The sequence below is a fragment of the Amycolatopsis tucumanensis genome, assembly GCF_021654135.1.
GTDB classification, from domain to species: Bacteria; Actinomycetota; Actinomycetes; order Mycobacteriales; family Pseudonocardiaceae; genus Amycolatopsis_E; species Amycolatopsis_E tucumanensis.
In genome coordinates this window covers 1-26837 of the sequence record NZ_JAKGSD010000047.1, presented here as the reverse complement: position 1 = coordinate 26837, position 26837 = coordinate 1, and the positions used below count along the sequence as shown (strand labels likewise).

The 26837-nt window shown below is 66.9% G+C and carries 25 protein-coding genes and 2 pseudogenes; 22 read left to right on the top strand and 5 right to left on the bottom strand.

Going from position 1 to position 26837, the window contains the following annotated elements; translation table 11 throughout:
• Window positions 1–3: 3 nt before the first annotated feature.
• From L2C96_RS33530 to L2C96_RS33495, 8 genes are all read left to right on the top strand, one after another.
• The gene (locus tag L2C96_RS33530; protein ID WP_237339044.1) at window positions 4–798 is read left to right on the top strand and encodes a crotonase/enoyl-CoA hydratase family protein; all 795 of its coding nucleotides are present in this window, start codon (window positions 4–6) and stop codon (window positions 796–798) included.
• Between the two features lie 29 nt (window positions 799–827).
• Complete coding sequence (locus L2C96_RS33525; RefSeq protein ID WP_237339043.1) at window positions 828–2039, top strand: CaiB/BaiF CoA transferase family protein; 1212 nt, start codon at window positions 828–830, stop codon at window positions 2037–2039.
• On the top strand, window positions 2036–3169 hold the full coding sequence (locus L2C96_RS33520) for an acyl-CoA dehydrogenase family protein (protein ID WP_237339042.1): 1134 nt from the start codon (window positions 2036–2038) through the stop codon (window positions 3167–3169). Before L2C96_RS33525 ends, L2C96_RS33520 begins: the two co-directional genes overlap by 4 nt.
• Entirely contained in the window at window positions 3166–4131 is a 966-nt protein-coding gene (locus L2C96_RS33515) for an acyl-CoA dehydrogenase family protein (protein ID WP_237339041.1), read from the top strand. Before L2C96_RS33520 ends, L2C96_RS33515 begins: the two co-directional genes overlap by 4 nt.
• Window positions 4128–4541, top strand: coding sequence for a cupin domain-containing protein (locus tag L2C96_RS33510; RefSeq protein WP_020419042.1), 414 nt, complete (start codon window positions 4128–4130; stop codon window positions 4539–4541). Before L2C96_RS33515 ends, L2C96_RS33510 begins: the two co-directional genes overlap by 4 nt.
• Window positions 4542–4617: 76 nt before the next feature.
• A complete protein-coding gene (locus L2C96_RS33505) occupies window positions 4618–5397 on the top strand; it encodes a short-chain dehydrogenase/reductase (RefSeq protein ID WP_237339040.1) in 780 nt (259 codons plus the stop codon).
• Entirely contained in the window at window positions 5376–7022 is a 1647-nt protein-coding gene (locus L2C96_RS33500) for an oxidoreductase (RefSeq protein WP_237339039.1), read from the top strand. Before L2C96_RS33505 ends, L2C96_RS33500 begins: the two co-directional genes overlap by 22 nt.
• Window positions 6923–7414, top strand: a complete 492-nt coding sequence (locus tag L2C96_RS33495; RefSeq protein WP_372491292.1) for a beta/alpha barrel domain-containing protein — start codon at window positions 6923–6925, stop codon at window positions 7412–7414. Before L2C96_RS33500 ends, L2C96_RS33495 begins: the two co-directional genes overlap by 100 nt.
• Here L2C96_RS33495 and L2C96_RS33490 read toward each other — a convergent pair.
• Window positions 7365–8123: an IclR family transcriptional regulator gene (locus tag L2C96_RS33490; protein ID WP_027936030.1), complete on the bottom strand. Its 759-nt coding sequence runs from the start codon at window positions 8121–8123 to the stop codon at window positions 7365–7367. The genes L2C96_RS33495 and L2C96_RS33490 overlap by 50 nt on opposite strands.
• Before the next feature lie 194 nt (window positions 8124–8317).
• On the opposite strand from L2C96_RS33490, the gene L2C96_RS33485 reads away from it, so the two are divergent.
• The 6 genes and pseudogenes from L2C96_RS33485 (at window position 8318) to L2C96_RS33470 (ending at window position 12140) form a co-directional block, all read left to right on the top strand.
• Window positions 8318–9649, top strand: a complete 1332-nt coding sequence (locus L2C96_RS33485; RefSeq protein WP_272883613.1) for an MFS transporter — start codon at window positions 8318–8320, stop codon at window positions 9647–9649.
• Between the two features lie 146 nt (window positions 9650–9795).
• A pseudogene (locus L2C96_RS44805) lies at window positions 9796–10328 on the top strand (aldehyde dehydrogenase family protein).
• Between the two features lie 16 nt (window positions 10329–10344).
• Window positions 10345–10983: an aldehyde dehydrogenase family protein gene (locus tag L2C96_RS44800; protein WP_308191204.1), complete on the top strand. Its 639-nt coding sequence runs from the start codon at window positions 10345–10347 to the stop codon at window positions 10981–10983.
• Window positions 10913–11227, top strand: a pseudogene (locus tag L2C96_RS45410) (recombinase family protein); the annotation flags it as partial. The gene L2C96_RS44800 and the pseudogene L2C96_RS45410, both read left to right, overlap by 71 nt.
• 229 nt (window positions 11228–11456) lie before the next feature.
• Window positions 11457–11801 (top strand): hypothetical protein, encoded by a 345-nt coding sequence (locus L2C96_RS33475; protein WP_237339036.1) that lies wholly within the window; start codon window positions 11457–11459, stop codon window positions 11799–11801.
• Window positions 11802–11855: 54 nt separating this feature from the next.
• Complete coding sequence (locus tag L2C96_RS33470; RefSeq protein WP_237339035.1) at window positions 11856–12140, top strand: hypothetical protein; 285 nt, start codon at window positions 11856–11858, stop codon at window positions 12138–12140.
• Window positions 12141–12481: 341 nt separating this feature from the next.
• On the opposite strand, the gene L2C96_RS33465 is transcribed toward L2C96_RS33470, so the two are convergent.
• On the bottom strand, window positions 12482–16138 hold the full coding sequence (locus tag L2C96_RS33465; protein WP_237339034.1) for an NACHT domain-containing protein: 3657 nt from the start codon (window positions 16136–16138) through the stop codon (window positions 12482–12484).
• A gap of 496 nt (window positions 16139–16634) precedes the next feature.
• Here L2C96_RS33465 and L2C96_RS45250 point away from each other — a divergent pair, with 496 nt between their 5' ends.
• Window positions 16635–17183: a GntR family transcriptional regulator gene (locus L2C96_RS45250; RefSeq protein ID WP_308191202.1), complete on the top strand. Its 549-nt coding sequence runs from the start codon at window positions 16635–16637 to the stop codon at window positions 17181–17183.
• Between the two features lie 147 nt (window positions 17184–17330).
• Window positions 17331–18971, top strand: coding sequence for a transcriptional regulator (locus L2C96_RS33455; protein ID WP_308191201.1), 1641 nt, complete (start codon window positions 17331–17333; stop codon window positions 18969–18971).
• Here the strand turns inward: L2C96_RS33455 and L2C96_RS33450 are convergent.
• The 3 genes from L2C96_RS33450 to L2C96_RS33440 all read right to left on the bottom strand — a co-directional run bounded on the left by L2C96_RS33450 (window position 18960) and on the right by L2C96_RS33440 (window position 21388).
• Window positions 18960–19310 carry a signal peptidase I gene (locus L2C96_RS33450; RefSeq protein ID WP_237339033.1) on the bottom strand — a complete coding sequence of 117 codons (351 nt, stop codon included), beginning with the start codon at window positions 19308–19310 and terminating at the stop codon, window positions 18960–18962. The two genes, L2C96_RS33455 and L2C96_RS33450, sit on opposite strands and share 12 nt — an antisense overlap.
• Entirely contained in the window at window positions 19310–20860 is a 1551-nt protein-coding gene (locus L2C96_RS33445) for a transcriptional regulator (RefSeq protein WP_237339032.1), read from the bottom strand. The genes L2C96_RS33450 and L2C96_RS33445 overlap by 1 nt, the downstream gene beginning before the upstream one ends.
• A gap of 144 nt (window positions 20861–21004) precedes the next feature.
• Window positions 21005–21388 (bottom strand): XRE family transcriptional regulator, encoded by a 384-nt coding sequence (locus L2C96_RS33440; RefSeq protein ID WP_237339031.1) that lies wholly within the window; start codon window positions 21386–21388, stop codon window positions 21005–21007.
• 131 nt (window positions 21389–21519) lie between these two features.
• On the opposite strand from L2C96_RS33440, the gene L2C96_RS33435 reads away from it, so the two are divergent.
• From L2C96_RS33435 to L2C96_RS33410, 6 genes are read left to right on the top strand one after another with little or no spacing between them, the layout of a single operon-like run.
• Entirely contained in the window at window positions 21520–21756 is a 237-nt protein-coding gene (locus L2C96_RS33435) for a helix-turn-helix domain-containing protein (RefSeq protein ID WP_237339030.1), read from the top strand.
• A complete protein-coding gene (locus L2C96_RS33430) occupies window positions 21753–22100 on the top strand; it encodes a WhiB family transcriptional regulator (protein ID WP_237339029.1) in 348 nt (115 codons plus the stop codon). Before L2C96_RS33435 ends, L2C96_RS33430 begins: the two co-directional genes overlap by 4 nt.
• On the top strand, window positions 22100–22432 hold the full coding sequence (locus L2C96_RS33425) for a hypothetical protein (protein ID WP_237339028.1): 333 nt from the start codon (window positions 22100–22102) through the stop codon (window positions 22430–22432). The genes L2C96_RS33430 and L2C96_RS33425 overlap by 1 nt, the downstream gene beginning before the upstream one ends.
• On the top strand, window positions 22432–23043 hold the full coding sequence (locus L2C96_RS33420; protein WP_237339079.1) for a hypothetical protein: 612 nt from the start codon (window positions 22432–22434) through the stop codon (window positions 23041–23043). Before L2C96_RS33425 ends, L2C96_RS33420 begins: the two co-directional genes overlap by 1 nt.
• Window positions 23036–25117 (top strand): P-loop NTPase family protein, encoded by a 2082-nt coding sequence (locus L2C96_RS33415; RefSeq protein ID WP_237339027.1) that lies wholly within the window; start codon window positions 23036–23038, stop codon window positions 25115–25117. The genes L2C96_RS33420 and L2C96_RS33415 overlap by 8 nt, the downstream gene beginning before the upstream one ends.
• Window positions 25118–25119: 2 nt before the next feature.
• Window positions 25120–26817 (top strand): recombinase family protein, encoded by a 1698-nt coding sequence (locus L2C96_RS33410; protein WP_237339026.1) that lies wholly within the window; start codon window positions 25120–25122, stop codon window positions 26815–26817.
• Window positions 26818–26837: the final 20 nt, after the last annotated feature.

Below are 26837 nucleotides of genomic sequence, written 5' to 3'. Positions count from 1 at the left end.
ACCGTGACCGAAGCGTTGGTGATCGGCCGCGACGGGCCGGTGCAGATCTGGACCATCAACGTTCCCGGCGCCGGCAACGCAGTCTCCGGGCCGGACTTCATCGCCGCGCTGGAGCGCGCGGTCGACGACGTCAACCAGAACACCGAAGCGTGCGCGGTGATCCTCACCGGCGCTGGGCACATCTTCTCCGCAGGCGGGAACGTGCGCGAGATGGCCGACGGCACCGGCGTGTTCGGCCTCGACCCCCTCGCGCAGCGCCACGGGTACGTCTCGGGGATCCAGCGGATCCCGCGTGCCATGGTGCGCTGCGAAGTGCCAGTGATCGCCGCAGTGAACGGCGCCGCCGTCGGGGCCGGCTGCGATCTGGCGATGATGTGCGACGTCCGGATCGCCGCCAGGTCGGCCTCGTTCGCGGAGAGCTTCGTCCAACTGGGACTGATTCCCGGGGACGGGGGAGCCTGGTTCCTTCCCCGGGTGGCCGGCGCCGGGCGAGCGGCCGAGATGACCTTCACCGGTGACCGGGTCGACGCCGCCACCGCGTTGGACTGGGGTTTGGTGAGCCGCGTCGTGGACGACGCCGAGCTGCTCCCCGCGGCCCGGGAGCTGGCGCGCCGGATCGCCCGCAACCCACCCCACGCGCTGCGGATGGCCAAGCGGCTGCTGACCGAGTCCCGCTCCGGAACCCTCGAATCGGTTCTCAACCTGGCAGCCGCGATGCAGCCGCTCGCGCACCAGGACCCGGAGCACCGTGCGCGCGTGGCGCGGTGGGGGCAGCGGCGCGGCCCGGTTACGGCGTGACGACAGAACACACGAAGGGAACGGAACGCGTGACGACAGCGGAGCCGGCCGGAGCGCTGGCCGGAGTGACCATCCTGGACCTGACCACCGTCGTGATGGGGCCCTACGCGACCGCCATCCTCGGTGACCTGGGTGCCGACGTCATCAAGGTGGAGTCGCTCGACGGGGACATGACGCGGCGGATCGGTGCCCGGCGCAACCCGGGCATGAGCGCCATGACGCTGACGCTGCAACGCAACAAACGAAGCATCGCCCTGGACCTCAAGAAGCCGGAGGGCCGGGCGATCCTGGAGCAGCTCGTGCCGCTGGCCGACGTGGTGGTGACCAACCTGCGGCCCCGGTCCCGGAAACCGCTCGGGCTGACCTACGAGGCGCTGCGGGCCTTGCGGCAGGACGTGATCCTGTGTACGGCACAGGCCTACGCGGAGGACAGTCCGTGGCGGGACCACCCGGCCTACGACGACATGGTGCAGGCCGCGTCCGGTGCGGCGTCGCTGGCCGAACGAGTCGACGGAGAGCCGCGGTACGCGCCATACGTGATCGCCGACAAGGTCAGCGGACTCCACATGGTGATCGGCATCCTCGCCGCCCTGGCCCACCGCGCGGCCACCGGGAGCGGGCAGCACGTGGAAGTCCCCATGGTGGACACGATGATCCACTTCAATCTGGTGGAACACCTCGGCGGGCACGCGTTCGACCCCGCCGAGGGCGACTTCGGGTGGGGCCGGGTCCTCGTCCCGGAGCGGACTCCCTACCGCACCGCCGACGGGTACGTCTGCCTGATGCCCTATTCGGACGCCAACTGGGCCGACTTCTTCGAGGTGGCCGAACTCGGCCACCTGCGTGACGACCCGCGCTTCGCCGACGTGAACTCGCGCCACGGCAACATGAGCGAACTCCACGCCGAGATCCATGAAGTGACACCGAAGCGCACCACGCAGGAATGGCTCGACCTCTGCCGGGAACGCAACATCCCGGCCGCGGCGCTGCTCGACCTGAGCCGGGTGAACGACGACCCCTATGTCCGGGAGCAGGCCCTGCTCACGCCCGAGCAGCACCCGACCGAAGGCGCCTACTTCAGTCCCGCCCACCCGGTGCGCATGAGCGAATCGCCGGCCGTTCTCCGCCGGCACGCCCCGCGGCTGGGGGCGGACACCGCGGAGCTGCTGTCCGCCATCGGGTACAGCCGCGACGACATCGACGATCTGGTGCGGCAGGGCGTCACGGTGGTGGCGGCATGAGCCTGTCGATGCCCTCGGTCGTCGAGCCGGATCCGGCACTGGCCGGACTGCGTGCCGAGGTCCGGAACTTCCTCGCCGAGCGGCGCGAGTCCGGCGCCTTCACGCCGAGGGTCGACGCGTGGCTGACCGGGTGGTCCCGCGACTTCAGCCGCTCGCTCGCGGAGCGCGGCTGGGTCGGGATGACGATTCCGCGGACCTACGGTGGCCGCGGCCGTGGGTTCCTGGAGCGTTTCGTGGTCACCGAGGAGTTGCTGGTGGCAGGTGCGCCGGTCGCGGCGCACTGGGTCGCCGACCGGCAAGCGGCGCCGTCGCTGTTGCGCTTCGGCAGCGAGGATCAGAAGAAGTCGCTGTTGCCCGCGATCGCCGCGGCCGAATGCTCCTTCGCCATCGGCATGAGCGAACCCGACACCGGGTCCGACCTGGCCGGGGTGCGGAGCCGGGCGGTGCCGATCGACGGCGGGTGGCTGCTCAACGGCACCAAGGTGTGGACCTCGGGGGCCCACCAGGCGGATCTGATCGTGGTCCTCGCGCGGACCAGCGGATCCCACGGAGACCGGCACCGGGGGCTGTCCCAGCTGATCGTCGATCTGCGTGCGCCTGGGGTCGTGGTGCGGCCGATCGTCTCGATGAGCGGCGAGCACCACTTCAACGAGGTCGTGTTCACCGACGTGGAAGTCCCGGAGGAGAACCTGCTGGGGCAGGAGGGTGACGGCTGGCTCCAGGTGACCTCGGAACTGGGGTTCGAACGCAGCGGCCCGGAGCGGTTCCTGTCGACGGTGCCGCTGGCCGGTCTGCTCCGGCGCGCGGTGCGCGCCGGGGACGCCGACGCCGACCCCGCACTGGGGCGGATCATCGCCCGCCTGCACGGCTTGCACCACATGTCGCTGGCGGTGGCCGCGGCCCTGGAACGAGGAGAGGACGCGGATGTGCCGGCCGCGATGGTGAAGGTCCTGGGCACGACGCTGGAAGGAGATCTGGTGGAACTGGCGGACCTGTTGGCCGCGCGGCGGGACGGCGAACTGGCCGCGGCCATCGCCGCCGCCGTGGTTCAGCGTCCCGGCTTCACCCTGCGCGGAGGCACGAACGAGATCCTGCGGGGCGTGATCGCGCGCGGTCTGGGGTTGCGATGAGCACGCTCCGGGACCAGGTCGACGCAGACCTGCGCTCGTTGATCGAAGCCGTTCTGCAGGCACACGACTGCGGCGACGACGCAGGCCTGTGGCGCACGCTCGCCGAACTCGGTCTTGGGGAGCTGACCGGACGGGAGGAGCGGGGCGGCAGTGGCGCGACCTGGCGGGAAGCCGCGGAGCTGGTCAGGGCGCTCGCCCGCCGCGGCTGCGACCTGCCGGTCGGGGAGAGTGACCTGGTCGCCGGCCGGCTCCTCGACGAGGCCGGCGTTGCGGCCGCGACTCCGGCGTTGCGCGGGTGGACGGTGGAAGACGGCGAGGAGGTGCCGGCTGCCTCGCACCCGCTGGTGGAACGGATGGTCGTTCTGCGGCGGACGACCAGCGGCTGGCGCCTGGCCGACGTTCCGGCCGGCGCAGCGCCACCGGGCGCGGCGAGATGGCACGAGGTGAGCGCGGAGACCGTCGACCGTGCTCACGCTTTGGCCGCGCTCGTGCGGGCCGTGCAGATCACCGGCGCGATGGAAGCCGTCCTGGACCTCGCCGTCGAGCACGCCCGCACGCGTGAGCAGTTCGGACGACCGGTCGGCAAGTTCCAGGCGGTACAGGGGCTGCTGGCCACGCTGGCCGCCGAGGTCGCGCTCGCCCGTTCCGCTGTGGACGCGGCCGTACTCGTAGCCGCCGCCCCCGCCACCCCGCTGGAGCAGCTGCTCGCCTCGGTGGCCGTGGCGCGCTCCTGCGCCGGGCACGCGGCCGAACCGGTCGTCCGCAACGCCCATCAGGTCGTCGGTGCCATCGGTACCACACAAGAACACCCGTTGCCCGGCCTCACCAGGCGCATCCTCGGCTGGCGTTCCGCGGACGGGGGCACCCGCGCCTGGGACCGGGCGGTGTTGCAGGACAGCCTCGACGGCGTTTCGTCCAGTGCACTGGACCTGTTCCCCGAAGAAGTGGAGGAAAGATCATGACCGAAAACCGGACCCGGCAGATCCCGGAGGGAATGACCGCGCACGCGATCGCCCTCGAGGACGGCGCGGAGATCCCCGGCCGGCGCTCGTTCGCCCGGTACTTCGACCTCGGTGTCGCCGAGGCGAGTCAGGGGCTCGTCAGCACGCAGGTCACCAAGATGCGCAGCGGCATGGTCAAGGAGACCGGCTGGCACTACCACGACTGCGATTTCCAGTGGCTGTACGTCACCAAGGGCTGGCTCGAGCTGCAGTTCGAGGACGGCGAGACCCGGCGCATCGGCGAGAACGGCGTGTGCTTCATCCCCGGCGGTTACCGGCACAACGAGACGGCCACCTCCGATGACCTCGAGTTCATCGAGATCTTCATGCCGCCGAAGCCGCGGACGGTCGCGGTCGACTCGCCGCTGTGAGTTCGGCGGTCCCCGCCTCCCCGGGGCGGCGGGGACCGCCGTCTGGATCCATTCCCGTGCAAGGAGGCTCGTCTTCATGGATCTCGGATACCAAGCCGGACAGTCGGTTCTCGTCACCGGCGGTTCGCGCGGCATCGGCGCGGCGACCGTGCGCGCCTTCGCCCGCGAGGGCGTCAAGCGCGTGCACGTCGCCGCCCGCGACGCCGGTTCGATCGACCGGCTCGCGGCGGAGGTGCCTGCCGCGGAGATCGTCGGTCACGTCCTGGACCTGTCGCGCCCGGCGGACCGCATCCGGTTGCGTGATGTCGCCGGCGAGGTGGACGTTCTCGTCAACAACGCGGGAGCGATCCCGCAGGGAGCGCTCGCCGGCGCGCACCTGCCGGACTGGCAGCGGGCGTGGGACCTCAAGGTGTGGGGCTACGTCGAGCTCACGCAGCTCGCGCTGGCCGCCATGACCGAACGCGGATCGGGGGTGATCGTCAACGTCGTCGGTGTCTCCGGTGAGCGGCCGGACGCCGGGTACCTCGCCGGGTCGATGGCGAACTCGGCGCTGATGACGATGACCCGCACCGTCGGCGCCTACTCCCTGGACCACGGCGTTCGCGTCCTGGGCGTGAACCCGGGCCCCGTGGAGACCCAGCGCCTCGCGGACGCCCTCCGGGCCCGCGCCGCCACCGAGCTGGGTGACCCGGAACGGTGGCCGGAGTTCGTGGCGGGCTACCCGGCCAGGCGCATCGCGACGGCCGAGGAGGTCGCGGACACCGTGGTGTTCCTCGCGTCCCCACGGTCGTCCTACACCAGTGGCTGCATCGTCACGCTCGACGGCGGGATGGCATGGCGCGGCCGGGCCCTGTAGCGGCGTCCCGGCTGTTCTCGCCGTTGCGGCTGCGCGAGCACGAGCTGCCGAACCGCATCGTCAACACACCGCACGGCACCCACCTCGCCCGCGACGGCGTCCCGACACCTGAGCAGATCGCCTACTACGAGGCGCGTGCGGCTGGCGGCGCCGGGATGATCGTGGCGGGGAACTGGGCCGTGTGGCGGCGGACCTGGACTTCGCCGCTGGTCAACCTCGCCACTCATCCCAACGCGCACGACGGGCACGTCGCGCTCGCGGCTGCGGTGCACCGGCACGGTGCGGTCCTGGTCGGACAGCTGCACGACAGCGGCAGGCAGGGAAACTCGGCCTGGCACCGTGGCCCGCTGCTGGCGCCGAGCGCCATTGCGGACCCGGTGGTCGGGGAAGTGCCGAAGGAGCTCGAAACGCACGAGATCGCCGAGATGGTCCGCTCGTACGCCGAGTCCGCGGCGGCGCTGTGCAGCGCCGGCTGGGACGGCGTCGAAATCTTCGCGGCGCAGGGCTACGCGTTGTCGCAGTTCCTGTCACCGCAGAACAACCTCCGTGACGACCGCTACGGCGGACCGGTTCGCGACCGCCTGCGGGTCGTGCTCGACGTCCTCGACGCCGTGCGGGACGCGATCGGGCCCGGGCCGCTCGTCGGCGTGCGGATCAACGCGACCGACCTGGTGGCGGGCGGGCTCGATCCGGCGGCGGCCACGGAAGTGGCGACCGCTCTGGACGGGACCGGGTCGGTGGACTACCTCAGTGTGTCCGCGGGCAGCAACGAGAACTACCCGGCCTGGATCGCGGACATGGGACATCCGGTGGCCCCGTTCGCGGAGTACGCGGCCGCTCTGCGCGCACGGATCTCGATGCCCGTTCTGGTCGCCACCCGCATCAAGACCTTCGCGGCCGCCGAAGGGGTCCTGGCGTCGGGACAAGCGGATCTGGTCGGCATGACCCGTGCTCTCATCGCCGATCCCGATCTGCCCCGGAAGCTGCGGACCGGGCGGGAAGCCGAGGTACGGCCGTGTATCGGCTGCAACCAAGGGTGTCTGGGCCGGATCGCTGCCGGGGGAGCCTTGTCGTGCACCGTCAACCCGCGCGCCGGCAAGGAGACCCTGCCGGTCCCGGCTGTCCGGCACCGGCGCGACGTTCTCGTCGTCGGCGGCGGTCCGGCGGGACTCCAGGCGGCGGTCACGCTCGCCGAGCGGGGGCACGCGGTCAGCCTGTGGGAGAGGGAGCCGCGGTTCGGGGGTCAACTCGCCTTGGCCGCATCGGTGCCGTCCCGGCGGGAACTGGGGTCGATCCTGGTCTGGCTCGAAGAGCGGGCGACGGCGCTCGGGGTCCGGCTGCACCGCGGACGCGAGGCCACCGCGCGGGAGATCCACGAGCACGAGGCGGAGGTGATCGTGCTCGCGGTCGGATCGGAGCCGGTGCGCACCGGCTACACGAGCGCGTTTCCGGCTGGCGTGCGCTGCCCGGTCACGACCTGCCGCAGGTCTGGACCGTGCCCGAGGTCTTGTCGGGTGCGGCCGGGGTGGAGTCTCGCGTCCTCGTGCTCGACGACGATCCGCACGGCCAGGCGACGACCGCCGCCGAGTACCTGGGTGCCCGAGGTCACCAGGTCGATCTCGTGACGCGCCGCTTCGCGGCGGGAACCTGGGCGGGTCCGGTCAACGCGCACCCGTTGCACACCCGGCTGGCCGACGCCGGAGTGGAGATCACGACGCTGGCCTGGGCCGAGAGAATCGGGGACGGCTTCGTCGACCTCGCCGCCGTGTACGGCGACAGGCGATGGCGGCTCGAGGGTGTCGGCTCGGTGGTCCTCGCGACCGGCAACCGCGCCCGGACGACGGTGTACGAGGAACTGGTCGAGGCTGGCGAGCAGCGGCCGTTGATCCGCATCGGCGACTGTCTGGCCCCGCGCAGGCTGGACCACGCCTTCTGGGATGCCACGACGCTCGACGTGCCCGGCGCCGTCAGCCGGCCGGGCTGTCCCACCGTGCCTGATGATCAAGCAGAACCTTGACCAGGTCGTCTCGCCGGTCGCGGATCTCGTCGGGAGGGCCGACGACGCTCACCGCCGCAACGGTCCGCCCGCCTTCCCGTACCGCCACCGCCACGCCGTCAGCCACGTCGGAGATGCCGGGCGCCGCGCACACGCCGGTCTCCTGGATCTCGTCGAGCCGGGCGAGGAAACGTTCGACTTTGGGCTCGTCCTCGGACGGCAGCGCGGACAGATACGCCCACAGGTCCCGCCGGCTGAGCCCGGCGAGGAGGACCCAGCCACTGGACGTGCGGATCAGGGCCCGCCGGATGTAGTTCTTCGCGAGGTAGTCGTAGCGCGGCTCGGAGGCGCAGCTGTCGATGTAGAAGACGTCCCGTCCGACCACAACGGACAGCAGCGTGGTCAGGCCGGTCTCCGCGTGGACCGCTTCGAGCTGGTGGTGGCCGACCCGCGTGACCATGTGCCGCCCCGCGATGAGGTTCAGCAGGTACGGGGCAGTGCCGAGGTGGTAGCGGCGCTCCCGCTCGTCGAGGTACCCGGTGGCGACCAGGCCGTTGACCAGACCTTGGATGGAGCTCACGGGTGCTTCGAGATTGCGTGCCAGCTCCGTCAATGTGAGGCCGTCGGGGTTGCGTGCGGCGAGTTCGAGTATCGCGGCGACGCGGTCGACCATGCGGTGGCGCTTCCGCCCGTTGTCCGATCGGCTGCTGGTCGAGCTTTCGCTGGCCACCGTCGAAGACCTCCTCGTGTTGATGGTCGCAGTATCGCAGCGCTACCGAGTTACGTAATTAAGTATAATCATCGCCTATTGCGTAAACAACGTGTAGGCGTGCATAGTTGGCGCGAACCCGCCCGGCGACCGTTGACTGCGCCGCGGTCCTGCCGCCCCGCTCACCGATCACCTGAATCCGGAGGTCTCCAGCGATGTCAGAGTTGTCATCCGCCAAGCCCCGAACCGCGCCCGGAACGGAGAACCGGCCACGGCCGGACCGCAGGCGCGTCGCCACCGTCGCCTTCGCGTCGTGGATCGGCGCGAGCATCGAGTGGTACGACTTCTTCATCTACGGCATGGCGGCGGCGCTGGTCTTTCCCAAGCTGTTCTTTCCCGTTCAGGACCCGCTGACGAGCACCCTGCTGTCCTTCGCGACTTTCGGAGTCGCCTTCGTCGCACGCCCGTTCGGTGGTGCTCTCTTCGGCCACATCGGCGACAAGGTGGGCCGCAAGAAGGCCCTCGTCACGGCCCTGGTGACCATGGGAGTGACGACAACGGCGATCGGCGTGCTGCCGACCTACAGTTCTGTCGGGTTCATCGCTCCGGTCCTGCTGGTACTGCTGCGTTTCATCCAGGGCATCACGGTTGGCGGGCAGCAAGGCGGAGTCATCCTGCTCGCCACGGAGAACGTGCCGCAACGCCGGCGCGGCTTCTACGGCAGCTTCGCCTCGGCCGGCGCTCCGGGTGGGGTGCTGCTCGCCAACGGCGCGTTCCTCCTGGTCACCGCGCTCTTCGCCGGCGATGCCTTCCTGACCTGGGGATGGCGGCTGCCGTTCCTGGCGAGCGTCGTGCTCGTCGCCTTCGCCGTGGTGATCCAGCTCCGCGTCGGGGAGACTGCCGAGTTCTCTTCCAGTGAGGACCGTCCCGCCGGGCGTTCGCCGGTGCTGGAGGCCATCCGCCGTCACCCCCGGCAGATTCTGGTGGCGGCCGGGTGCTACCTCGCCATCAACCTCACCTACTACGTGTTCATCACCTTCGTGGTCGCCTACGCCACCAACAAGGCGATCCTGGGGCTACCGTCGAGCACCGTGCTCACCGCGGTGCTGATCGCCTCGGCTGTCGAGCTCTTCGCGCTGCCGGCGGCCGGATTGCTGTCGGACCGCTTCGGCCGGCGCGCCGTCTTCGCGGCCGGGGCTCTGCTGCTCGGGCTGTGGTCGTTCGTGTTCTGGCCCCTGGTGGACACCGGGTCCTTCGTGCTCATCACGCTCGCGCTGGTCGTCGGGCTCGGCATCCTGCACAGCCTCATGTACGGCCCGCAGGGTGCCCTGTTCTCGGAGGCCTTCTCGACGAGCGTCCGCTATTCCTCGCTGTCGCTGGGAATCCAGCTCGGATCGATGGTCGGCGGCGCGTTCGCCCCCTTCATCGCCACGGCCTTGCTGTCCGGCTTCGGGACCTCCACGGCGATCGCGATCTACATGGCACTGGGTTGCGTCATCAGCGCCGCGAGCACGGCGTTGCTGCGCACCGCCGAATCCCGGCACTGACCGGTCTCAGCCAATCTCAGGTGTTCGTGCGATGCGGCCGCCTCGCCGCTTCGTGTTGCCTGTCCTCGTAACGATTCAAGCCCGCCGATGAGAAGCCCCGCTGTCCGAGACGACCCCCTCCCGTCGTGTACCAGGGATTCGACCGCATGTTCCTCGGCGGGGAGTGGCGTGCCGGAAGCGGCGGTCCGCTCACCGACTCGGATCCCTACACCGGCGACGTGCTCACCGAGATCATGCTGGCTGACCACGGCGACGTCGACTTCGCCTACCGCGCGGCGCTGGAGGCGCAGCGCGGGTGGTCCGCGACGCCGCCGGGGGAGCGGGCGGCGGTTTTCGAGCGGGCGACGCGGATCATCGGTGAGCGGCAGGCGGAGATCGTCGACTGGCTGGTCCGGGAGGCCGGCGCGACCCCGCCCCGGGCGGCTGTCGAGGTCGGCATCGTCCAGGCGGTCACGGCCGCCGCGGTGCGGCACACCGAGGAGGTGGTCGTCACCACCGATTCCGACGTGCCGGACAAGGAGAACCGCGTCTACCGCCGGCCCGCCGGGGTAGTCACCGTGATCAGCCCGTGGTGGCGCCCGCGCTGGCACTGGGCAACGCCGTCGTGATCAAGCCAGCCGAAGACACCCCGGTGACGGGAGGGCTGTTCCTGGCCAAGATCTTCGAAGAGGCCGGGTAGCCGGCCGGGGCGGGGGATCATCGCGAAGGCGGGGATCAAGCGGCTGTCTCTGGAGCTGGGCGGCAACGGCCCACTGGTGATCCTCGACGACGCCGATCTCGAGCGCGCCGTGGAATGCGCGGTGTTCGGCAGCTACTACCACCAGGGTCAGATCTGCATGGCCACCAACCGGGTCATCGTGGACGCATCGGTGCACGACGAGTTCGTCGACCGCTTCGTGGAGCAGGCCCATGCACTGCGGGTGGGCGATCCCCGGAACCCGGCCACGCAGATCGGCGGAACTGGCAGTTGGCGCGGGCGCGGGGCCTTGGTCGAGCGACACGGGGAGATCGTCGTGGAGTTCTTCGATGTGGGGCAGTCCCGATCGATTCCGTGGAAGCGGCGGCCGGAGGCTGCTCGATTGCTTGAGGTGCTCAAGAGGCGGGATCGCGGTTTCGAGGCGGTGGTGGTCGGGGAGCCGCAGCGGGCGTTTTACGGCAATCAGTACGGATTGACGTTTCCGGTTTTTGCGCATTACGGGGTGGGGTTGTGGGTGCCGGAGGTCGGGGGAGCGGACCAGGATCAAGGTCCGGGTGCGGTCGGCGATGGCGGCGCAGGCCCAGGTGGAGGGCCGTTACCTGGGTGGCCGCCCTCCTTACGGCTATCAGCTGGCTGATGCCGGTCCGCATCCGAACCCGGCGAAGGCGGGCGATGGCAAGCGGCTGCATCGGCTCGAGCCGGATCCGAAGACGGCGCCGGTCGTGCAGCGGATCTTTCACGAGTACCTGTCGGGGATCGGTGTCTTCGCGATCGCCCAACGGCTCACGGCCGGTGGGGTTCCGTGCCCGTCCGCTTATGACCGTGGCCGAAATCAGCACAGGTCGGGGGTGGCGTGGTCGAAGAGCGCCGTCCGGACGATCCTGACCAATCCGCGCTACACCGGTCACGAGGTGTGGAACAAGCAGCGCAAGCAGGAGTCCGTGATCGATGTCGAGGATGTGGGGCTTGGGCATCGGACCAGGCTGGCGTGGAATCCACGGGACCAGTGGGTCTTCCGACCAGAAGGTCCATGCGGCGCTGATCAGCCGGGAGACCTTCGAGCAGGTGCGGGCCCGTCTGGCGTGACGTGGGCCGCGGTCGACGGGCCGGGTGACCGAGCGGAAGAAGCATCCCTATGCGCTCAAGGGCCTGCTGTTCCACGAGAGCTGCGGACGGCGCATGCAGGGCAACTGGATCCGCGAGCGGGCCCACTACCGCTGCCGCTACCCGAACGAGTACGCCCTGGCCAACCGGCTCGACCATCCCCTGACGGTGCACCTGCGCGAGGATGTGCTGCTGGAGCCGCTCGACACCTGGCTGGCCCAGGTGTTCGCGCCCGGCAACATCGAACGGTCGCTCACCGCGATGGAGGAGTCGCAGCCGGATCACGCTTCCGCTGGCGCCGAGACGCGCCGGGCGCTGGCGGAGTGCGACCGGAAACTCGCCCGGCACTAGGCCGCGCTCGAAGCCGGCACCGACCCGGCGCTCGTGGCCAAGTGGACCAGGCAGGTGCAGCAGGAGAAGGCGGTGCTGGAGGCGCAGCTGGCCGCCTCGGACGCCCGCGCGGTGGCGGACCGGAGAATGACCGCCGCGGAGATTCGTCAGCTGGTGGACGCGATGGGCGGGCTGCTCCAAGTGCTGCGCGACGCGGACCCGGGCGACAAGCTGGAGGTCTACCGACAGCTCGGCCTGAAACTGACCTACAACGAAACAACACGGATGGTGGTGGCTGAAACCCAGCCCCAACCATCCGTGTGCGCAGTGGTTGTGTCCGAGGGCGGAGTTGCACACTAACCACACGCCTTTACCTTTCCAAATGACAGTTGGTCCGCCGGATGTCGCAGCGGCTGCGACTGCGGCGATGCTCGCCGAGGGTGATCGTCGACGGCAACCAGCTGACAGTCCGCCGCTGATGCGCTTGCGCTCATGCCGAGGCCGGAAACGCCTCCAATCTCCTCGGCGTTCAGCAGCCGCAGGATCTGGGCGGGCAGATTGCCACGCGGCGTAACCTGCAGGGCCGCCAGCTTCGGGCGAGCGGTGGCCGTATGCGGTCCGGGTCGCCTACCTTCCCAATCCTGAACCATACGCAGTGCGCTGCGTGCGGCTCTGCCAGTCAGCCTGAATTTCGTTCACTGTCAATTGTCCACAATGACCGCACCGCCCAGTTCAATCGCACGTAGCACTGGATCACTTAAGCCGCTGTTCCGACTAAATCTGGCGCCCGCGAATCCGGCTGCGGTCGAAGTTCTGCTTATCACTTCGCCGGTAAGGACTGATCTGATGGCGACCTCGCCATATCTACTGACGGACATGAAGCGACTTTTATCCGGCAAGAGCACCATATCCTGAACCTCGATAGCGTCACTGTCGCACCATATCGAGGAGCCACTATCTGCTGCAAAAGCCCTCAGGCTATCCCCCGCGCTGAGGATCAGCGCGTTGTCGGCTCGAATTCCCCAACGGCGTCCGATGAATCCGAAATGGAACTCTGTCTCCGGTGCCAGTGCATTTAACTCGAATTTTCGATACAGTGTACCGTCCAATTCGAAAGCCGCGACAGTCAATTTGTCTCGTTCAACCTGCGCTCCCAATATAAGTGAGCCGGCAAGGATGACATCTAAGTTCGTCGATCCGAATGCGCTCTCAAAGTCGATCTTGCCGCGTACGGCAAACTCAATATTTCCGTCTTTGCATTCGGCGGTCAGTAAGTTTCCCTCGTCATCATCAAAAATCGTCCTGTCGAGCTCCTCTACGTAGTAGCCGAGAGCCGCGATTGCGGGAGCATCAAATTTGGTAACCTCTTCGAGTGTACTTCTGTCGTACAAGGTCGTGTTTGCCTGATCGGGATCCGCCACTTGAGGGCGCTGGATTACAAACCCGTCGTAGTTCTGTAGGTATAGTGGTGCGTAACCTGTAGCGTCCTCAAATTGACAATCGATCGTCCGCGACTCGATATTGACGATTAAGAGGCCGTTGTCCGCGAATGCCGCCAGTCGCGAGACGCCTTTGATTAACTCCATTTCAAATATGCTTGCGTCGTAAGTTAGAACTTTCTCGACGGCGCCTGATAAATCGCCGTTTTCCCAGCGTAGAACCCCGCCGGTACTCAGGCCGACGTAAAATCTTCCGCCGTTCTTATACTCGACTGCGAGCGACAGCGGTGATGCATTCTCTCGGCCGATATACCAACAACGTTCAAGATTCGAACCCGTTAGGTCGGCGCCGATGAAGATAACATTCTCAAGGTCGGTCTCGCGTAGATCTGCGTGACGAAGGTTGGCGTTCGTGAGGTCGCATTGCTGGTTCTTGCGGAGGTCCAACTCCGCGCCCCGGAGGTCGACTCCATGTAAGTCCTGTCCTCTCAGGGCCGTGCGATCGATCCTTGCCAACACGGTAGCGGCGTTTCCGCCTGTATATCCGGTGCTCTCTGCCTCCTCGTGTCGGGTGTCGAGAATTAGGTCGAGCAACCGTTTCGCCGCTAAATCTGCGTGAATCATTGGGACCATCAAGTCTCGTACGGCGGAATCAAGTTTCCGAATTCCAAACGTTGTTGAGAGGCGCCGTATATCCTCGCTTTCAAACTTCACGATCTTCTCGAAGCGGCGCGTCGACGGTTCTTTGTTGAAATAGCTTGACCAGCTTGCAGTAATCTCCGTCGCTACATTGTTGTCGGCCTCGGTAGCCATCTCCAGGAAGTCGGGATGCAAGATTCCTAGTTCCGCTGCAAGCTTGTAGGCGGCAAAGAACTCCAAAAGGGATCTGTGAGCCGGCGTGTAGTCGCCTTCAGCGTTCCGGATCAACATCGACTGGCCGAGCATGTCGTAATGCCAGTGATCTAGATCTTTTTGCTCTTGCACTACTTTGCCGAAGCAAGTCCGAATTCGGTCCGGAAATGCTCTGTAGTTCATGCTCATCGTGTTCGTGACGAGCATTTCCCACGCAAGTTCGCACAGGAAGAAGAGTTTGTCAGCCATCGCGGTGAACGTTCGCTCGGCTTGAATGTCCCGTGACATTTTGCGCCGCACGGCGTAAAGATAGACGCGTGCGAGATCGATGGCGCTCCCTTCAGATATTTCCGGCAAGGCGTCCAAGACAATTTCGGACATTACTGGTCGGCGCATGAGATCGAGTAGTTCCGAGTTGCTCATCACGACGTCGACAGTTTTTTTATCCGCAAGGTGGGAGAGCACCTCTCTTACCTGCTCTTTATCGAACGGAATCAAGTCAACTACCTCAAACTGTGGCGGCTCTCCGGTCAGAGATTGCGTTGATGCTTTGAGTCGAGCGCTCAGAAGATCACGGCTTTCCTTGTCTTCGGGAAAATGCTCAGTGCGACACGTCAGTAGAACCTTTGCGTCAGGTTCCACAACGCGTGCTAGCTCCCAAAAATTGTTGACCATGGCTTGTCGATCAACCCTCGCGGCCATCTCGTCAAAACCGTCGAAAATAAGTAGTAGTCGCCCAGTGCGATTTAAATACTGAAACGCGGAATATCCTCGAAGGTCAACCTCATGCTTCCGGAAAAAGAATTCCGAGAACAGCGATTCTACGTTTACCGCTTTTGCGTAGTCCCGCAGTGGGACCAGGAGGGGTAGGCGTGGACGAGGCAGCCCAAGAGCGCGCGCTTCACGATACTGTTGCGCGATCTCCCAGGCCAGCCGGAGACAGAACCAACTCTTTCCGGTTCCGAACTCTCCGAGTATTGATAGATGTTCTTTCGACGGGTCGGCAAGCCAATTGCGTACGTAACCAGCCAACCCGCCCCGATCTTTGCCGTAAACGCTGACAGCTTTGCTGTGTTTGTTGCTTGAATCGAATTCTTCTTTGCGACAATACAACGGCACATATTTGACGTCAATCCCCCTTCTCTTTACCTCTTGATCTAGCCAGGATAAGTAGGGTTCGAAGTCCGCGCCTTCGTCGATAAGGGTGTCCAATGTGTAGCAGGTTATCAGGCCGTCGGTTTTGCTTGCAGCTAGTTGTGCCGCTTCGCTGATTCGCCGAGGTACAACTAGCCATCCCTCATGTGCTCGTTTCTGTTCAACTAAGGTGACTAAGCGTTCAACATCTGAAACTCGAGCCTCCCCGGAGGTGCCGAGGATGACGACTCGGTCGTATCGTCGGCGTGTGGGTACATTGATGATCCAGTTGAACTCGTCTCCGTCGCTGGGCAAGTCATCGGTCTCGATGTTGTAACCGATCGCTTCAAACCAGCCGTGGAGACTGTTGGCCAGGTTCTCGATCACGACAGAGGGTTTACGTTCTTGTGGGGTAATAATGAGCTCACGAACTTCATTCAGTGAGGGTAGCTTGTGTAACTGATCGCGTAGATCGCGCAACTGATGTTGTAGATCATCCAACTTCCGCTCACTGCGAGCTTCTGCGGCTGTCCGACACCGGTCTACGAGGGTGTTGAAGACCGCTGTAAAGCCCGCGAACTCGCGACGGAAGTCGTAATCCATGCGGCCCAGTTCGCCGGTCTCATTGTTCCACTCGATAATTCCTTCAGCTTCGCGGTCAAGATAGCTTGGATCGCCGGTTTCGAATGATCTACGAAATGCTTGACGGATATATTCGTTCTGGAAAAAACGTATGACCGGCTCTGGTTGCGCGTAGCAATACTCTATTAAGGTGTAGATGTACACGCCGTCGAAGTCTGGTGGCGGAGTCTTTGGTCCTAGTCCGAAACGTCGGAGGGTTGCTACAACCTTCTCTTGGCGTTTCGCGCGTTCCAGTGCTGGTTTTGCGCCTACGCTGGCCAGAACCTTGACGACCGTCCCTAGTTCGACCACGCCGCACCTTCTTCCCGTGACTCGCTGTGTTGAGTTAGTCGCTCGTAGGTGGCGCAGTCGTTACACTCCCCGGGCGAGAAGGTATCGATTTCGCGTACGCCGGTTGCGGGTGACCGAGTTACGTACTTAACGACGCAGGGCATCAACTTGGTCGCGAGGCGTGGAGGTTCTGTCGCATGCGTCCTGATGGCCGTGAGGGCGTATCGGTCGCGTAAACCTCCCGGTATCTGCCGCCCGACACGGGCTGTGCCCGGCACATCGTTGTGAAATGCCAGGTGCTCGCCTGTCCTGTGCTTGATCCCGAGCCGGAGGGCCATTGGAGAGCTGTGACCTGGGATAACCGTACTCGCGCTCCATGGGGGGACAGCCCGGAGATCCCGTCCTGCTTGTCCCAGTGACGGCTTCAATGGGGCTACTGAACGCAGCTGCAACGTGTCCCGGCCGTGGCCCGCTCGGGGCCTCGTGCTTGCGGTGGGCCGCGGCAAGGCTCTCCGGTATGCGGTTGGCTGAGGATGAGCAGGCGTCGGGTTCGCGGCGCGTGGCCGAAGGTTCGGGTGAACGAGTCAGCGGAGATGCCCGGGTGGGAACTGCTCGCGTGACGGTTGGGGCGTTCGAGCCAGGCGCTGGTGATGCGCCATACCTGTACGAGGCGATGGCTGATCACTTGGCTGCCCGTGTCGCGGCCGGCGAGTTGGCGGACGGGGCGCGGCTGCCCTCGGAGGTTCGGCTTGCTCGCGAGTACGGCGTGTCCCTCGGGACGGCGCGTCATGCGACCGAGATTCTGCGCGAGCGTGGCCTCGCGCGGACGGTGCGGGCCAAGGGGACCTTCATCGTTCGGCGAGAGCGGGCAGCCGGTGATGGTGGCGAGGGGTACCTCGTCCTGGAGGGGATGGCGGGTGGTGGCAGTCCTGTACCGATCCTGGTTGGGCGGGCGGAACCCGTGATCCAGGTCGGTGTCAGCGGTCCGAGGGTGAGATTGTCGAGCGAAGCGGCGGCTGCGCTTCGCGAGGTGATCAGTGGTGCGTGGGCCGGTGAGGGCTCGTGATCGTTCTCGCGCGGCCGGTGCGTGGCACGGTTGCGGAATCTCAGTGCGTCGCTCACCTGGTCTGGGTGCCGCGGGCCGGCCGGCCGGAGGTGCTCGCTGCGTTCTGTGGTGTGGAGTTCGGGCCGGGGGAGCTCGAGCTGTTGACTGGTGTCGCGGGTGCTCCGTGTGAGGGCTGTCTGCTTCGGATTGCGCGTGTTCGGCGGATGGTTCAGCGTGCTCAGGCCGATGATCGTCGCCAGGTCGGCGCGGGCATGCCAGACTGAAATCATGGTTGAATCGGCTCTGTGTCAGCTCCGCGTGCCTCGCTATCGGACTGTGCTTGAGCAGAAGATCCGTGAACGGCGGATGACCCTCGAGGAGTTCGCCGAGTACGCCGAGACGTTCGCGCGGGAGCGGGGCGAGCCGGGGACGCTCAGCGTTCGTCACTTGAAGCGGTTGATGGCGGGAAAGGGGCCGAACGGCCGGCCGCTCGGTCCGCTGCGGCCGGCGACCGCGCGGCTGCTGGAGCGGATTTTCGAAATCAGCGCGGACGAGTTGCTCGGTAGGCCTGGCGAACAACCGCATACGGGTGACCGAGAGCGAGGGGGCACCGACGAGGCCAAGCGGTTGGTGATCGAGCGGGGTCTCAGTATGAGCAAGACCGACTTGGCGGATCGGCAGGTGCGCCGAAGCCGCGTGGGGCGTTCGCGTGTTGCGGATGCGCTCGCCGAGTACTACGGCGCCGAAGACGAGCTTTATCAGGTCCGGAGTGCTGGGAGCGTTGTCCGGACCAGCGTCTGCACCCGAGCGGATTGGCTCGATCTCTCGTGCTCTCCGGCAGGCGTTCACCTCCGGCTCGCACACGATGCGGGCGAGCCGGAGTCGTCAGACGCTGAGGCTGCCGCTGAGCGGCTGGCCGATGCCAAAGCCCTTCATGTGCGGCTCGTGGAAGCTCCGCTGTACCGGCTGCTCGATGTCGAGGTGAACCGTGGCTCGGTGTCAGGTGTGGTCGGCTTGACGTCGTTCATGAACTATGCCCTGTCGGCCGACTTGCTCGAGGCCGAGCTCGTCGACCAGCTGACGGCCGGCGGACCTACCCAGCAGGGCTCGCTGCCAATGCGGGACCGGGACCTGCCGGACCTCGAGGCCGTTCACGAACTCAACGAGCGCTTGTGCGCGGGAGGCGTGCTCGCCCTGTGTGCCATCGCGCGGCCGGCCGACCCGTACCGTGGCCCGGCCGACTACGCCCTGCTGGTTCAGGAACGATCCGACCAAGTTGTGAACGCCGCGCGTCGGCTCTCGGTCATTCCGAAGGGCTTCCACCAGCCGTTGGTCGACGCCAGCGGTGAGACCTCGATCGGTGCGACGTTGCTTCGCGAGATGGAGGAGGAGCTGTTCGGGCGGGGAGACGTCGACGGCACCGCCGGCCCGCACCGAGCCGCGGCACCAATGCACCCGTCGCGGTTGTCTGAGCCGATGCGCTGGCTGGCCGACGGACCCGATCGGTTGCGGATGGAATGCACAGGCTTCGGGTTCAACCTCGTGAGCGGCAACTACGAGTTCGCCAGCCTGATCGTGATCGAGGACGATGAGTTCTGGGCTCGCTACGGCGGTCAGGTCGAGGCGAATTGGGAGACCGGCGGTATGCGGATCTACTCGAGCCTCGACAAAGAGCTGATCACGCAGCTGATCAGCGACGAGTCATGGTGCAACGAGGGTCTCTTCGCCTTCCTGCAGGGCGTGCGGCGGTTGCGCGAGATCGGCGGGAAGCGCGTCGACCTGCCCGCGGTCGAGGTCCTACGTGGCTGAGGGCCAGCGGACGGTGACCACGACCGCATCGGTGAGGGCTTCCCAGGAGTGATCGATGCCCGGACCCCAGACGACGTAGTCGCCCTGGCGCTGCATGACCGTGCTGCCCTCGGTGAGGTCGATCCGGAACGTGCCCTGCACCAACAGGAGGAGCGTGGTCCGCTGGTCGTCCTTGGTCCACTCGGCGCGCTTGTCGCTGGCGGGGTGGACACCCCATTTGACCTCGACGTCCTTGCTCGAGCGGACGTCGTCAGCGGGTTCGATGAAGTGGCCGAGCAGCCAGCCGCGGTTGGCATCGCCGTCGTCGTTGGCGTTGCCGCGGTACCAGTTGCTGCCCACTAGACCTCCCACTCGATCTCCGGCAGGCTCACCCGCTCCCCGCCGATCTGCGCGAGCCGACGCAGCCCCTGGAGCAGGGCGAACAGCCCTTCGTTGCTCCACGCTACATCGCTGATCAGCTCGGTCAGCAGCCGACGGTCGAGGCTCGAGTACTGCCGCAGCGCGGAGGACTCCCAGTTGGCTTCGACCCGCCCGCCGAAGCGCCTCCAAAACTCCTCGTCCTCGATCACGATCAGGCCGGCGAACTCGAAGTTTCCGCTGATCAGGTTGAGGCCGAAGCCGGTGCACTCCATCCGGAGCCGGTCCGGTGCCTCCGTCAGCCAGCGCATCGGCTCTGACAAGCGGCTCGGGTGCATCGGGTCGGCGGCGCGTTGCCGGCCGAGCGTGTTGTCGATGTCGTCGCGGCCGAAGAGTTCCTCTTCCATCTCGCGCCGCAGCGTCGCGCCGATTCGGGTGTCGGCCCGGTAGTCCGTCATCGGCTGGTGGAAGCCCTTGGGGATCACGGCCAGCTGACGCGCGGCGTTGACGACTCGGCCGGAGCGCTCTTGCACGAGCAGCAGGTAGTCAGCCGGACCGCGGAACGGGTCGGCTGGGCGTGCGATGGCGGTGAGCGCGAGAGTTCCGCCCGCACAGAGCCGGTTGGAGAGGTCGAGCACGGACCCGGCGTCAGGCAGGTAGCGGTGCCGGAGGGGAGATGTTTCCGGGGTGACCTCCCCGCCCGCGGCGAGCGTGTCGATGAGTTCGCCTTCGAGCAAGTCCATTGTCAGGGCGTAGCGGACGAACTCGGTGATGGCGGCTGATCCCCCGAGGGTGCCTTTCCGGACGTCGGCCGAGATGAGCCGGTAGAGCGGCATGTCCACGAGGCGGATGCCGAGCGCGAGCGTCTCGGCGAGTCGTTGTGCGGCGTGGCCGGCGGCTTCCTCGTCGAGACTCTCATCCTGTGCGCCGGTGTCGGCGAGCTGAACCTGATCATTGTGCGGGGTGAGGGCGCAGTCGAGGTCCAGCCAGGTCGTGGACGTGAGGATGGTCGTCGCTGAATCGCCCCCGTCGTGAAATGCGGAGTAGCAGCCGTAGCCCTGCGGGAGATGGCGGTAGTAGTTGGCGAGGGCGCGAGCGACGTCGCGTTGACGCACCCTGCCCCGGCGGTTCCCGCGGTCTTCGAGTTCGCGGACGTCCACCCTGGCGAGCCGGTCAGCTACGTCGCGGCGACTCGTGCCCGGCGCTCGCCGGGCGTGGCGGTCCAGCCAGTCGAGCGCGGCACCGATGTGCGGATCGGCGCCCAAGCGCTGCTCAGCCTCGGATGTCGGCCGTGAAGATCCGGAGTTGGTCAAGGCCGCGAAACGCTCCTGCGCCGGCTGCGACGCTTGCTCCAGCGCAGTATCGAGGAGCTGCTGCATTTCCGATTTCGGACGCAGCGTCGGCTTTTGGTGCCAGGAAGCAACGGTGCGAACCCCAATCCCGAGGTGTTCGGCAAACGCCTCGTTGCTGAGTCGCAGCGCCGACTGAAGCGCGCACGCCGTCGCGCCGGTCCAGCCGTCGAGCAGGCTCATCGTGCTCCCGAACTCGTCTTGTGCAGTGAACCTGCACTGGTCGTGCACTCGGGCGGCACTGGATGTGCATGGGACGCGAGGTCGATTTCCAGTGCAATTACAGGCATGGAAAACAACGACTTCCGGAAACGGAAAACCATCGGGCTACCGCTTCGGGCGGACGTGCTTGAGCACGGTCGCGACGTCGGTCTGCAAGGCGTCGAGACGGTCGATGATCTCACTCATCTGACGTTCGAGTTGCTCGAGGCGCGTCCACAAAGTGTCGCCGCGATCCGTGACCGGCTCATGGAGTTCGGGCGGCCGGCGTCCGTGCAGCACCGCGTCCAGGTGCTGGGGGTGCCAGCCGAGGGCGACGGAGAGGGACTCCAGGGTTCGGGGGCTCCTGCGTCGCTCCACGACGTGGTGCTGGATCTCCCGCACGACCGCTTGCGACACGTTCGAGCGTTTGGCGAGCTCGCGCTGAAGCCACCCGAGTTCGTTGACCCGGTCGTTGATGGCCTTGGCGACTGCCGCCCAGTCCTCCGACACCGATTCCTCTTCCTCCGCGCTCCGCCTCGGCGACGAGGTTAGCGGTTCCGCTCCATACCGCGGCGTAACGCGGCGCTTCTTTGGCGGCGCGCTGGAAAAGTGCGCCCATTCGCTATTGAAATCAGCTGTCTATGGCTGAAATCAACGACTCGAAGGACTTCTCAATGCGTATCGCTACTCGCGCCGGCCGCCCGGCGTACTACACGATTTCTCAGACCGCTTCGATGCTGGGAGTCGGTGAGCCGCGTATTCACCGCGCGATCCGGCTCGGCACGCTGCGCGCGGAGAGGCGCAATGGTCGCCTCGTGATCCCCGCCCCGGCGTTGATCAAGCTCCTCGGCCGCCCGACGGTCGGAGGCGTCGGATGACTGATCTCCTCCTGGTCGAGTTGGCGTGGCAGCTGGACCGGTTGCGTTGGGTCCCCACGCCCACGCTCGACCGCATCGTGAGGCGTGACGGGCTCTGCTTCTGGCGCTCCGGGGAGGCTGAACCGCCAGAACCGTCTGGAATGGAGCTGCCTGACCGGGAACTGGCGTCGGCGTTCTGCGCCGGGTGCCCGGTACTCGACGAGTGCTTGGAGCTCGAGCTGCGCTCCGGCGGAGAGCAGACGCTGGGCATCTGGGGCGGGATGTGCGAGGACGACCGCCGGGAGTTGCACCGGTTCTGGCTGCAGCGTGGTGACCGCGCCGGCCGGCGGGGAGGCGAGGCCTGATGGGGAACGTCAGCCTGACGCCTGTTCAGATCTTGGCCGGCGTGGGAGTTCTCTGCGTGCTGCTGTTCGTGTGGCGGTCGGGGGCGCGGCGAGCGCGAGCGGCGGCGGACGCGGCCCGGACTGGCGCACGGTTCGCGTCGTTGGCCGGCCGGGTTCTGTTCAACGCGGCCCTGATCGTCGCGGTGCAGTGGGTGGCGATCACCTACGGGCGGGGGATCGGGCTCCTGCTCGTGGTCCTCGGGGTGCCGGCCCTGTTCGCGTCGTACACGATCACTCGCGCGCTCACGGTCACGATGGAGGACACTCCGCGGCGGCGGGGAGGTCGCCGGTGATGGAGCCGCTCGAGCGAGTCGCTCGGCAGGTCGACCGGTTGTGCTGGACCGGAATCCTGCTGGGGCTCGCGTTCACGATGACCAACGTTCAGCAGTTCGCGGCCGCCGGCGCGCCCGCATGGTCGCTCCGGTGGTGCGGTGCGTGGTTGCTCGACCCGATGGTCTCCCTGGTGTTGCTGGCCGTGCTGCGCGCGGAGCAGGTGACGTCCCGATACGGCATCCGGACCGGTGGCTGGGCACGGGGAGCCAAGTGGTTCACGCTCGGCGCGACCTACGTCATGAACACCTGGGAGGCGTTCGTGGACCGGTCGCCGGCGCAGGTCGTGCTGCACTCGGTACCTCCGTTGGTGGTGTTCGTGGCGGCTGAGGCCGTCACGGATCTGCGGGACAAGCTGGGGGCCGCGATGTATTCGGAGTCCTCGCTTGCCGAGGAGGCGGCTCGCCCGCGCGGCGTGCGGACGTCGTCCGCGGAGTACCTCGCGATGGCGCGGGCTGCCAGGACGCCGGAGACGGTGGTGACACCGGCTTGGGTTCGTGAGGTGACCGGGTGTTCGCGCGGTCTGTCTTCTCGCCTTGCGGCCGAGTTGCGGGCGGAGGGTGCGCATGGCTGAGGCACCCAACGCCGGGCACGAGGTCGAGCGGGCCGCGCCGGTGTTCGACGCGGAGTTGGTCGATGAGGAATCACCGATCAGTGTTGGTGGCGGCTCCCGCTGGCGCCGCCCGGCTTGGCTGACGTCTCGGCAGGAGTTCAGGCGCGCGGTCCGTGCCGTGATCGCTCTGCTGATCCGGCTGCCCTTCCGATTCGCTTCCGCGGTTGGTCGCGGTGCCGTGTTGATGTTCCGGGTGTGGCGGAAGTGGGTTCGCGTCCACGACTACCGGGAGGCAGCTGAAAAGTCCGAGAAGCTGGCGGACAAGTTCGTGGAGATCCGGGCGCTCACGCTCTTCCGGTGGAAGGTGAGTGGAGCGGTGGTGGCCGCTGTCGCCTCGGGGTTGCTCGTCGCCTACCTGCTCTACGGTTCGGTGGCCTTGTGGGGCGCGGGCGCGGTGGCAGCTGTCGTACTGGCGGTAGCCGGACGCCGGAAGGAGGGAGCGCCGGGGCGCAAGACCGTCCTGCCCGGTCCGCGGGCGTTGGCGTGGACGATGGATCCGCAGGTGCTGGTCGACGCCTTCCGGGACGCGAAACTGATCGGCAAGGACGAGACGCTCCGGCTGGTCGAGCGAGCCCGGCGTGTCGGCGACGGCTGGGCGATCACGATCGACCTTCCGGCTACGCGGAAGGCCGCGGACGTGATCAAGCACCGGGACGCGCTCGCGTCCGCGCTGGCCGTCGACGAGGTCCAGTTGATCGTCGAGCGGGTCCGCGGCCGGGGCGGCCACGCCGGGCGGGTGTTCCTCTGGGTTGCTGATGAGGACCCGTATTCCGGTCCGCCGAGGAGGACTCCGCTGGTCGAGGCCGAGTGGTGGGATGCGTGGCAGCCGATTCCGTTCGGTGTGGACGCGCGGCGGCGCCGGATCGACCTGCCGTTGGTCTGGACGTCGCTCCTGGTCGGGGCGATTCCGCGACAGGGCAAGACGATGGCTGCGCGGCTGGCTGCGGCGGGACTGATTCTCGACCCGCATTCCCGGTTGTACGTGTTCGACGGGAAGGGCGGTAAGGACTGGAAGGCGGCCGAGCAGGTGGCGCACCGGTTCGTGTGCGGAGACGGCCTGCCGGATGTCCAAGCTGTGCGGGATCACCTGCTTGAGCTGGTCGTCGAGGTGCAGGCGCGATACCAGCGGATGGCCGCCCTGGACGATGAGGTCTGCCCGGAGTCCAAGATCACTCCTGGAATCTCGCGTGATCCCGGCTTGGACATGCCGATCACCGCGGTGATCATCGACGAGGTCCAGGTGTTCCTCGAGAACCCCGCGAAGATCGAGGTCGGGGCGAAGAAGATCGCCATTGGCGAGCATGTCGCCGATCTGCTGGCCTACCTCGCGCGGAAGGGGCCGGCGGCCGGGATCGTCGTCGTGCTCGCGACGCAGCGGCCGGATTCGCAGACGATTCCCTCGCGGCTGCGGTCGGTGCTCGGCTCGCGGTTCGCTCTGCGGGTGATGGACTGGCGGGACTCGAACATCGTGCTGGGCGAGCAGATGAACACCCGCGGGTACGACGCATCCGCGCTCCTGCCGAGCCACAAGGGGGTGGGCATTCTCCGGCCGGACGGAGACATGGACGCCGGGAGCGAGTCGCTCGCGATGACGGTGTGGACGTACTACATGGGCAACCAGGACTGGCAGGCGATCTGTGCCCGTGGTCGAGCACTGCGGGAGGCGGCCGGCACCCTGACTGGGCACGCGGCGGGGGACGACTCTCGCCGGTCGATCGACTCGACCGCGGTTGTGATGGCGCTCGGCGGGGGCACTGGTCGATCCGAGCTGCCCGAACCGCTCGCGTCCGTCGTCGAGTACCTCGGTGAGGAACTTGAGGAACGCGAGTTCGTGCCGACCGCGGAGCTCGTGGAGGCGCTGGAGGTCGAAGCAACCGGCTTCGGGCGTCAGATGGGCGAGCTGGGGTGCAGGCCGACCAGGCATTACGTGCCCTCGGAGGACGGTGAGCTGCGGCGAGTCCGTGGATACCGCACTGCGGATCTGCGAGCGGCGATTGATGAAATCAAGAGCGGCGCCGACCCGGACCCGAGTTGACGATGGGCGCGCTCGATGACCACGTGATCGTCCGCGTCCCCGACCAACTCCCTAGCCTGAATAGGAAAGCTAGCGCCATACTGCTTGCCATACTGATCGAGCTGGCTGAGGTCGAGGCCCTGGATGGCCCCGGCGAGAGGGGATCGATGACTGCTGAAATCAACCACGACCCGTGGGCGACGCTCGATGACTTGCTGGGCGTCGAGGTCGGTGAGCCGGTGGATGAGGGCATCGGCCCGGTGGCCTTCTACGGCCGGTGCTCGACGGAGGACAACCAGGATCCGGAGACCTCGCACGGCTGGCAGTTGAGCAACGCGCGGAAGTTCGTCGAGCCGCTCGGCGGGAGCGTGGTCGCGGAGTTCTTCGACGTCGGACAGTCGCGGTCGGTGCCGTGGGAGCGGCGGGAGGCGGCGAGCCGGCTGCTGAAGGCGCTGAAGGACCCGGGCCGACGGTGGCGGGCGGTGGTCGTGGGGGAGGGGACGCGGTGCTGGTTCGGGAACCAGTTCTCGCTGGTCGCTCCGAAGTTCGCGGCGTATGGGGTTGACCTGTGGGTGCCGGAGCTGGGCGGGAAGTTCGATGCGCGGAATCCGTCGCACAAGATGCTGATGAGCGTGCTCGGCGGGATGAGCGAGTCCGAGCGGCAGCACGTCCAGGCGCGGGTGCGGGCAGCCATGGACGCCCAGGTGATCAACGAGGGGCGGCATCAGGGCGGCCGGGCGCCGTACGGGTACAAGGTGGTGGACGGTGGGCCGCATCCGAATCCGCGGAAGGCGGCCGAGGGGTACCGGCTGCGGGTGCTGGACATCGACGAGGCGTCGGCCGAAGCGGTGCGACGGATCTTCGCGGAGTACCTCAGCGGCAAGGGTGATCGTGCGGTCGCCAACGGCCTCAATCGTGATCGGATCCCGTGTCCGTCTGCTCGCCGACCGGATCAGAACCGGCACCGGCTGGCGGACGGCTGGCAGGGAAGTACGGTGCGGTCGATCCTGGAGAACCCGCGGTACACGGGCTACGCGTTCTTCGGGCGCTGGACGAAGCACGAGACGTTGCTGGACCCGGACGACGTGGCCGCTGGGCACGTCACGCGGTTCCGACGGTCGGCACCAGATCGCGTCGTTCGGTCCCGGCTTCCGGCGCACCCGGCGATCGTGTCGGTCGAGGACTTCACCCAAGCCCAGTTGTTGAGGAGGTCGAAGGGGGCCGGCGGGTTGCGGACTGCTCGCAAGGCTGAGCGGAGTGACCGGCCCACGCGGAGGTCGTACCTGTTCCGTGGTCGAATCCGGTGCGCGTACTGCCAGCGGAAGATGGAAGCGAGCCCGCGCAAGCACGGCATGTACTACCGGTGTCCGGCACGGACCCTCGCGCCCGGCTCGCCGGCGCTGGCGGAACACCCGCCTTCGGTCTATCTGCGGGAGGAGCCGCTGAGGGACGCCGTCAACACGTGGCTGGGCGGCCTGTTCGCTTGCGACAACGTCGACCGGACCGTGGCGGCGTTGGTCGCATCCCAGGGTGGCGAGGGAGCGACGTCTGGACGCGAGGTCGCCCGGCAGCGGCTCGCCGATGCGGAGGCGAGGCTCGAACGGTTCCGGGCGGCCATCGGTGCAGGTGTGGATCCCGCGGCCCTGGTCGACGCGGTCAACGAGGCGCAGGCGCAGCGAGCAGCGGCTAGGGCCTGTTTCAATGGCGTAGCCACTCGTTGATGGCGGCGATGTGGATTGTT

Coding starts and splice junctions, on each gene's coding strand:
- L2C96_RS33520 (WP_237339042.1), top strand. CDS start 2,036: ATGAGCCTGTCGATGCCCTCGGTCGTCGAGCCGGATCCGGCACTGGCC.
- L2C96_RS33515 (WP_237339041.1), top strand. CDS start 3,166: ATGAGCACGCTCCGGGACCAGGTCGACGCAGACCTGCGCTCGTTGATC.
- L2C96_RS33510 (WP_020419042.1), top strand. CDS start 4,128: ATGACCGAAAACCGGACCCGGCAGATCCCGGAGGGAATGACCGCGCAC.
- L2C96_RS33505 (WP_237339040.1), top strand. CDS start 4,618: ATGGATCTCGGATACCAAGCCGGACAGTCGGTTCTCGTCACCGGCGGT.
- L2C96_RS33500 (WP_237339039.1), top strand. CDS start 5,376: ATGGCGCGGCCGGGCCCTGTAGCGGCGTCCCGGCTGTTCTCGCCGTTG.
- L2C96_RS33485 (WP_272883613.1), top strand. CDS start 8,318: ATGTCAGAGTTGTCATCCGCCAAGCCCCGAACCGCGCCCGGAACGGAG.
- L2C96_RS45250 (WP_308191202.1), top strand. CDS start 16,635: ATGCGGTTGGCTGAGGATGAGCAGGCGTCGGGTTCGCGGCGCGTGGCC.
- L2C96_RS33445 (WP_237339032.1), bottom strand. CDS start 20,860: ATGAGCCTGCTCGACGGCTGGACCGGCGCGACGGCGTGCGCGCTTCAG.
- L2C96_RS33435 (WP_237339030.1), top strand. CDS start 21,520: ATGGCTGAAATCAACGACTCGAAGGACTTCTCAATGCGTATCGCTACT.
- L2C96_RS33430 (WP_237339029.1), top strand. CDS start 21,753: ATGACTGATCTCCTCCTGGTCGAGTTGGCGTGGCAGCTGGACCGGTTG.
- L2C96_RS33425 (WP_237339028.1), top strand. CDS start 22,100: ATGGGGAACGTCAGCCTGACGCCTGTTCAGATCTTGGCCGGCGTGGGA.
- L2C96_RS33420 (WP_237339079.1), top strand. CDS start 22,432: ATGGAGCCGCTCGAGCGAGTCGCTCGGCAGGTCGACCGGTTGTGCTGG.
- L2C96_RS33415 (WP_237339027.1), top strand. CDS start 23,036: ATGGCTGAGGCACCCAACGCCGGGCACGAGGTCGAGCGGGCCGCGCCG.
- L2C96_RS33410 (WP_237339026.1), top strand. CDS start 25,120: ATGGGCGCGCTCGATGACCACGTGATCGTCCGCGTCCCCGACCAACTC.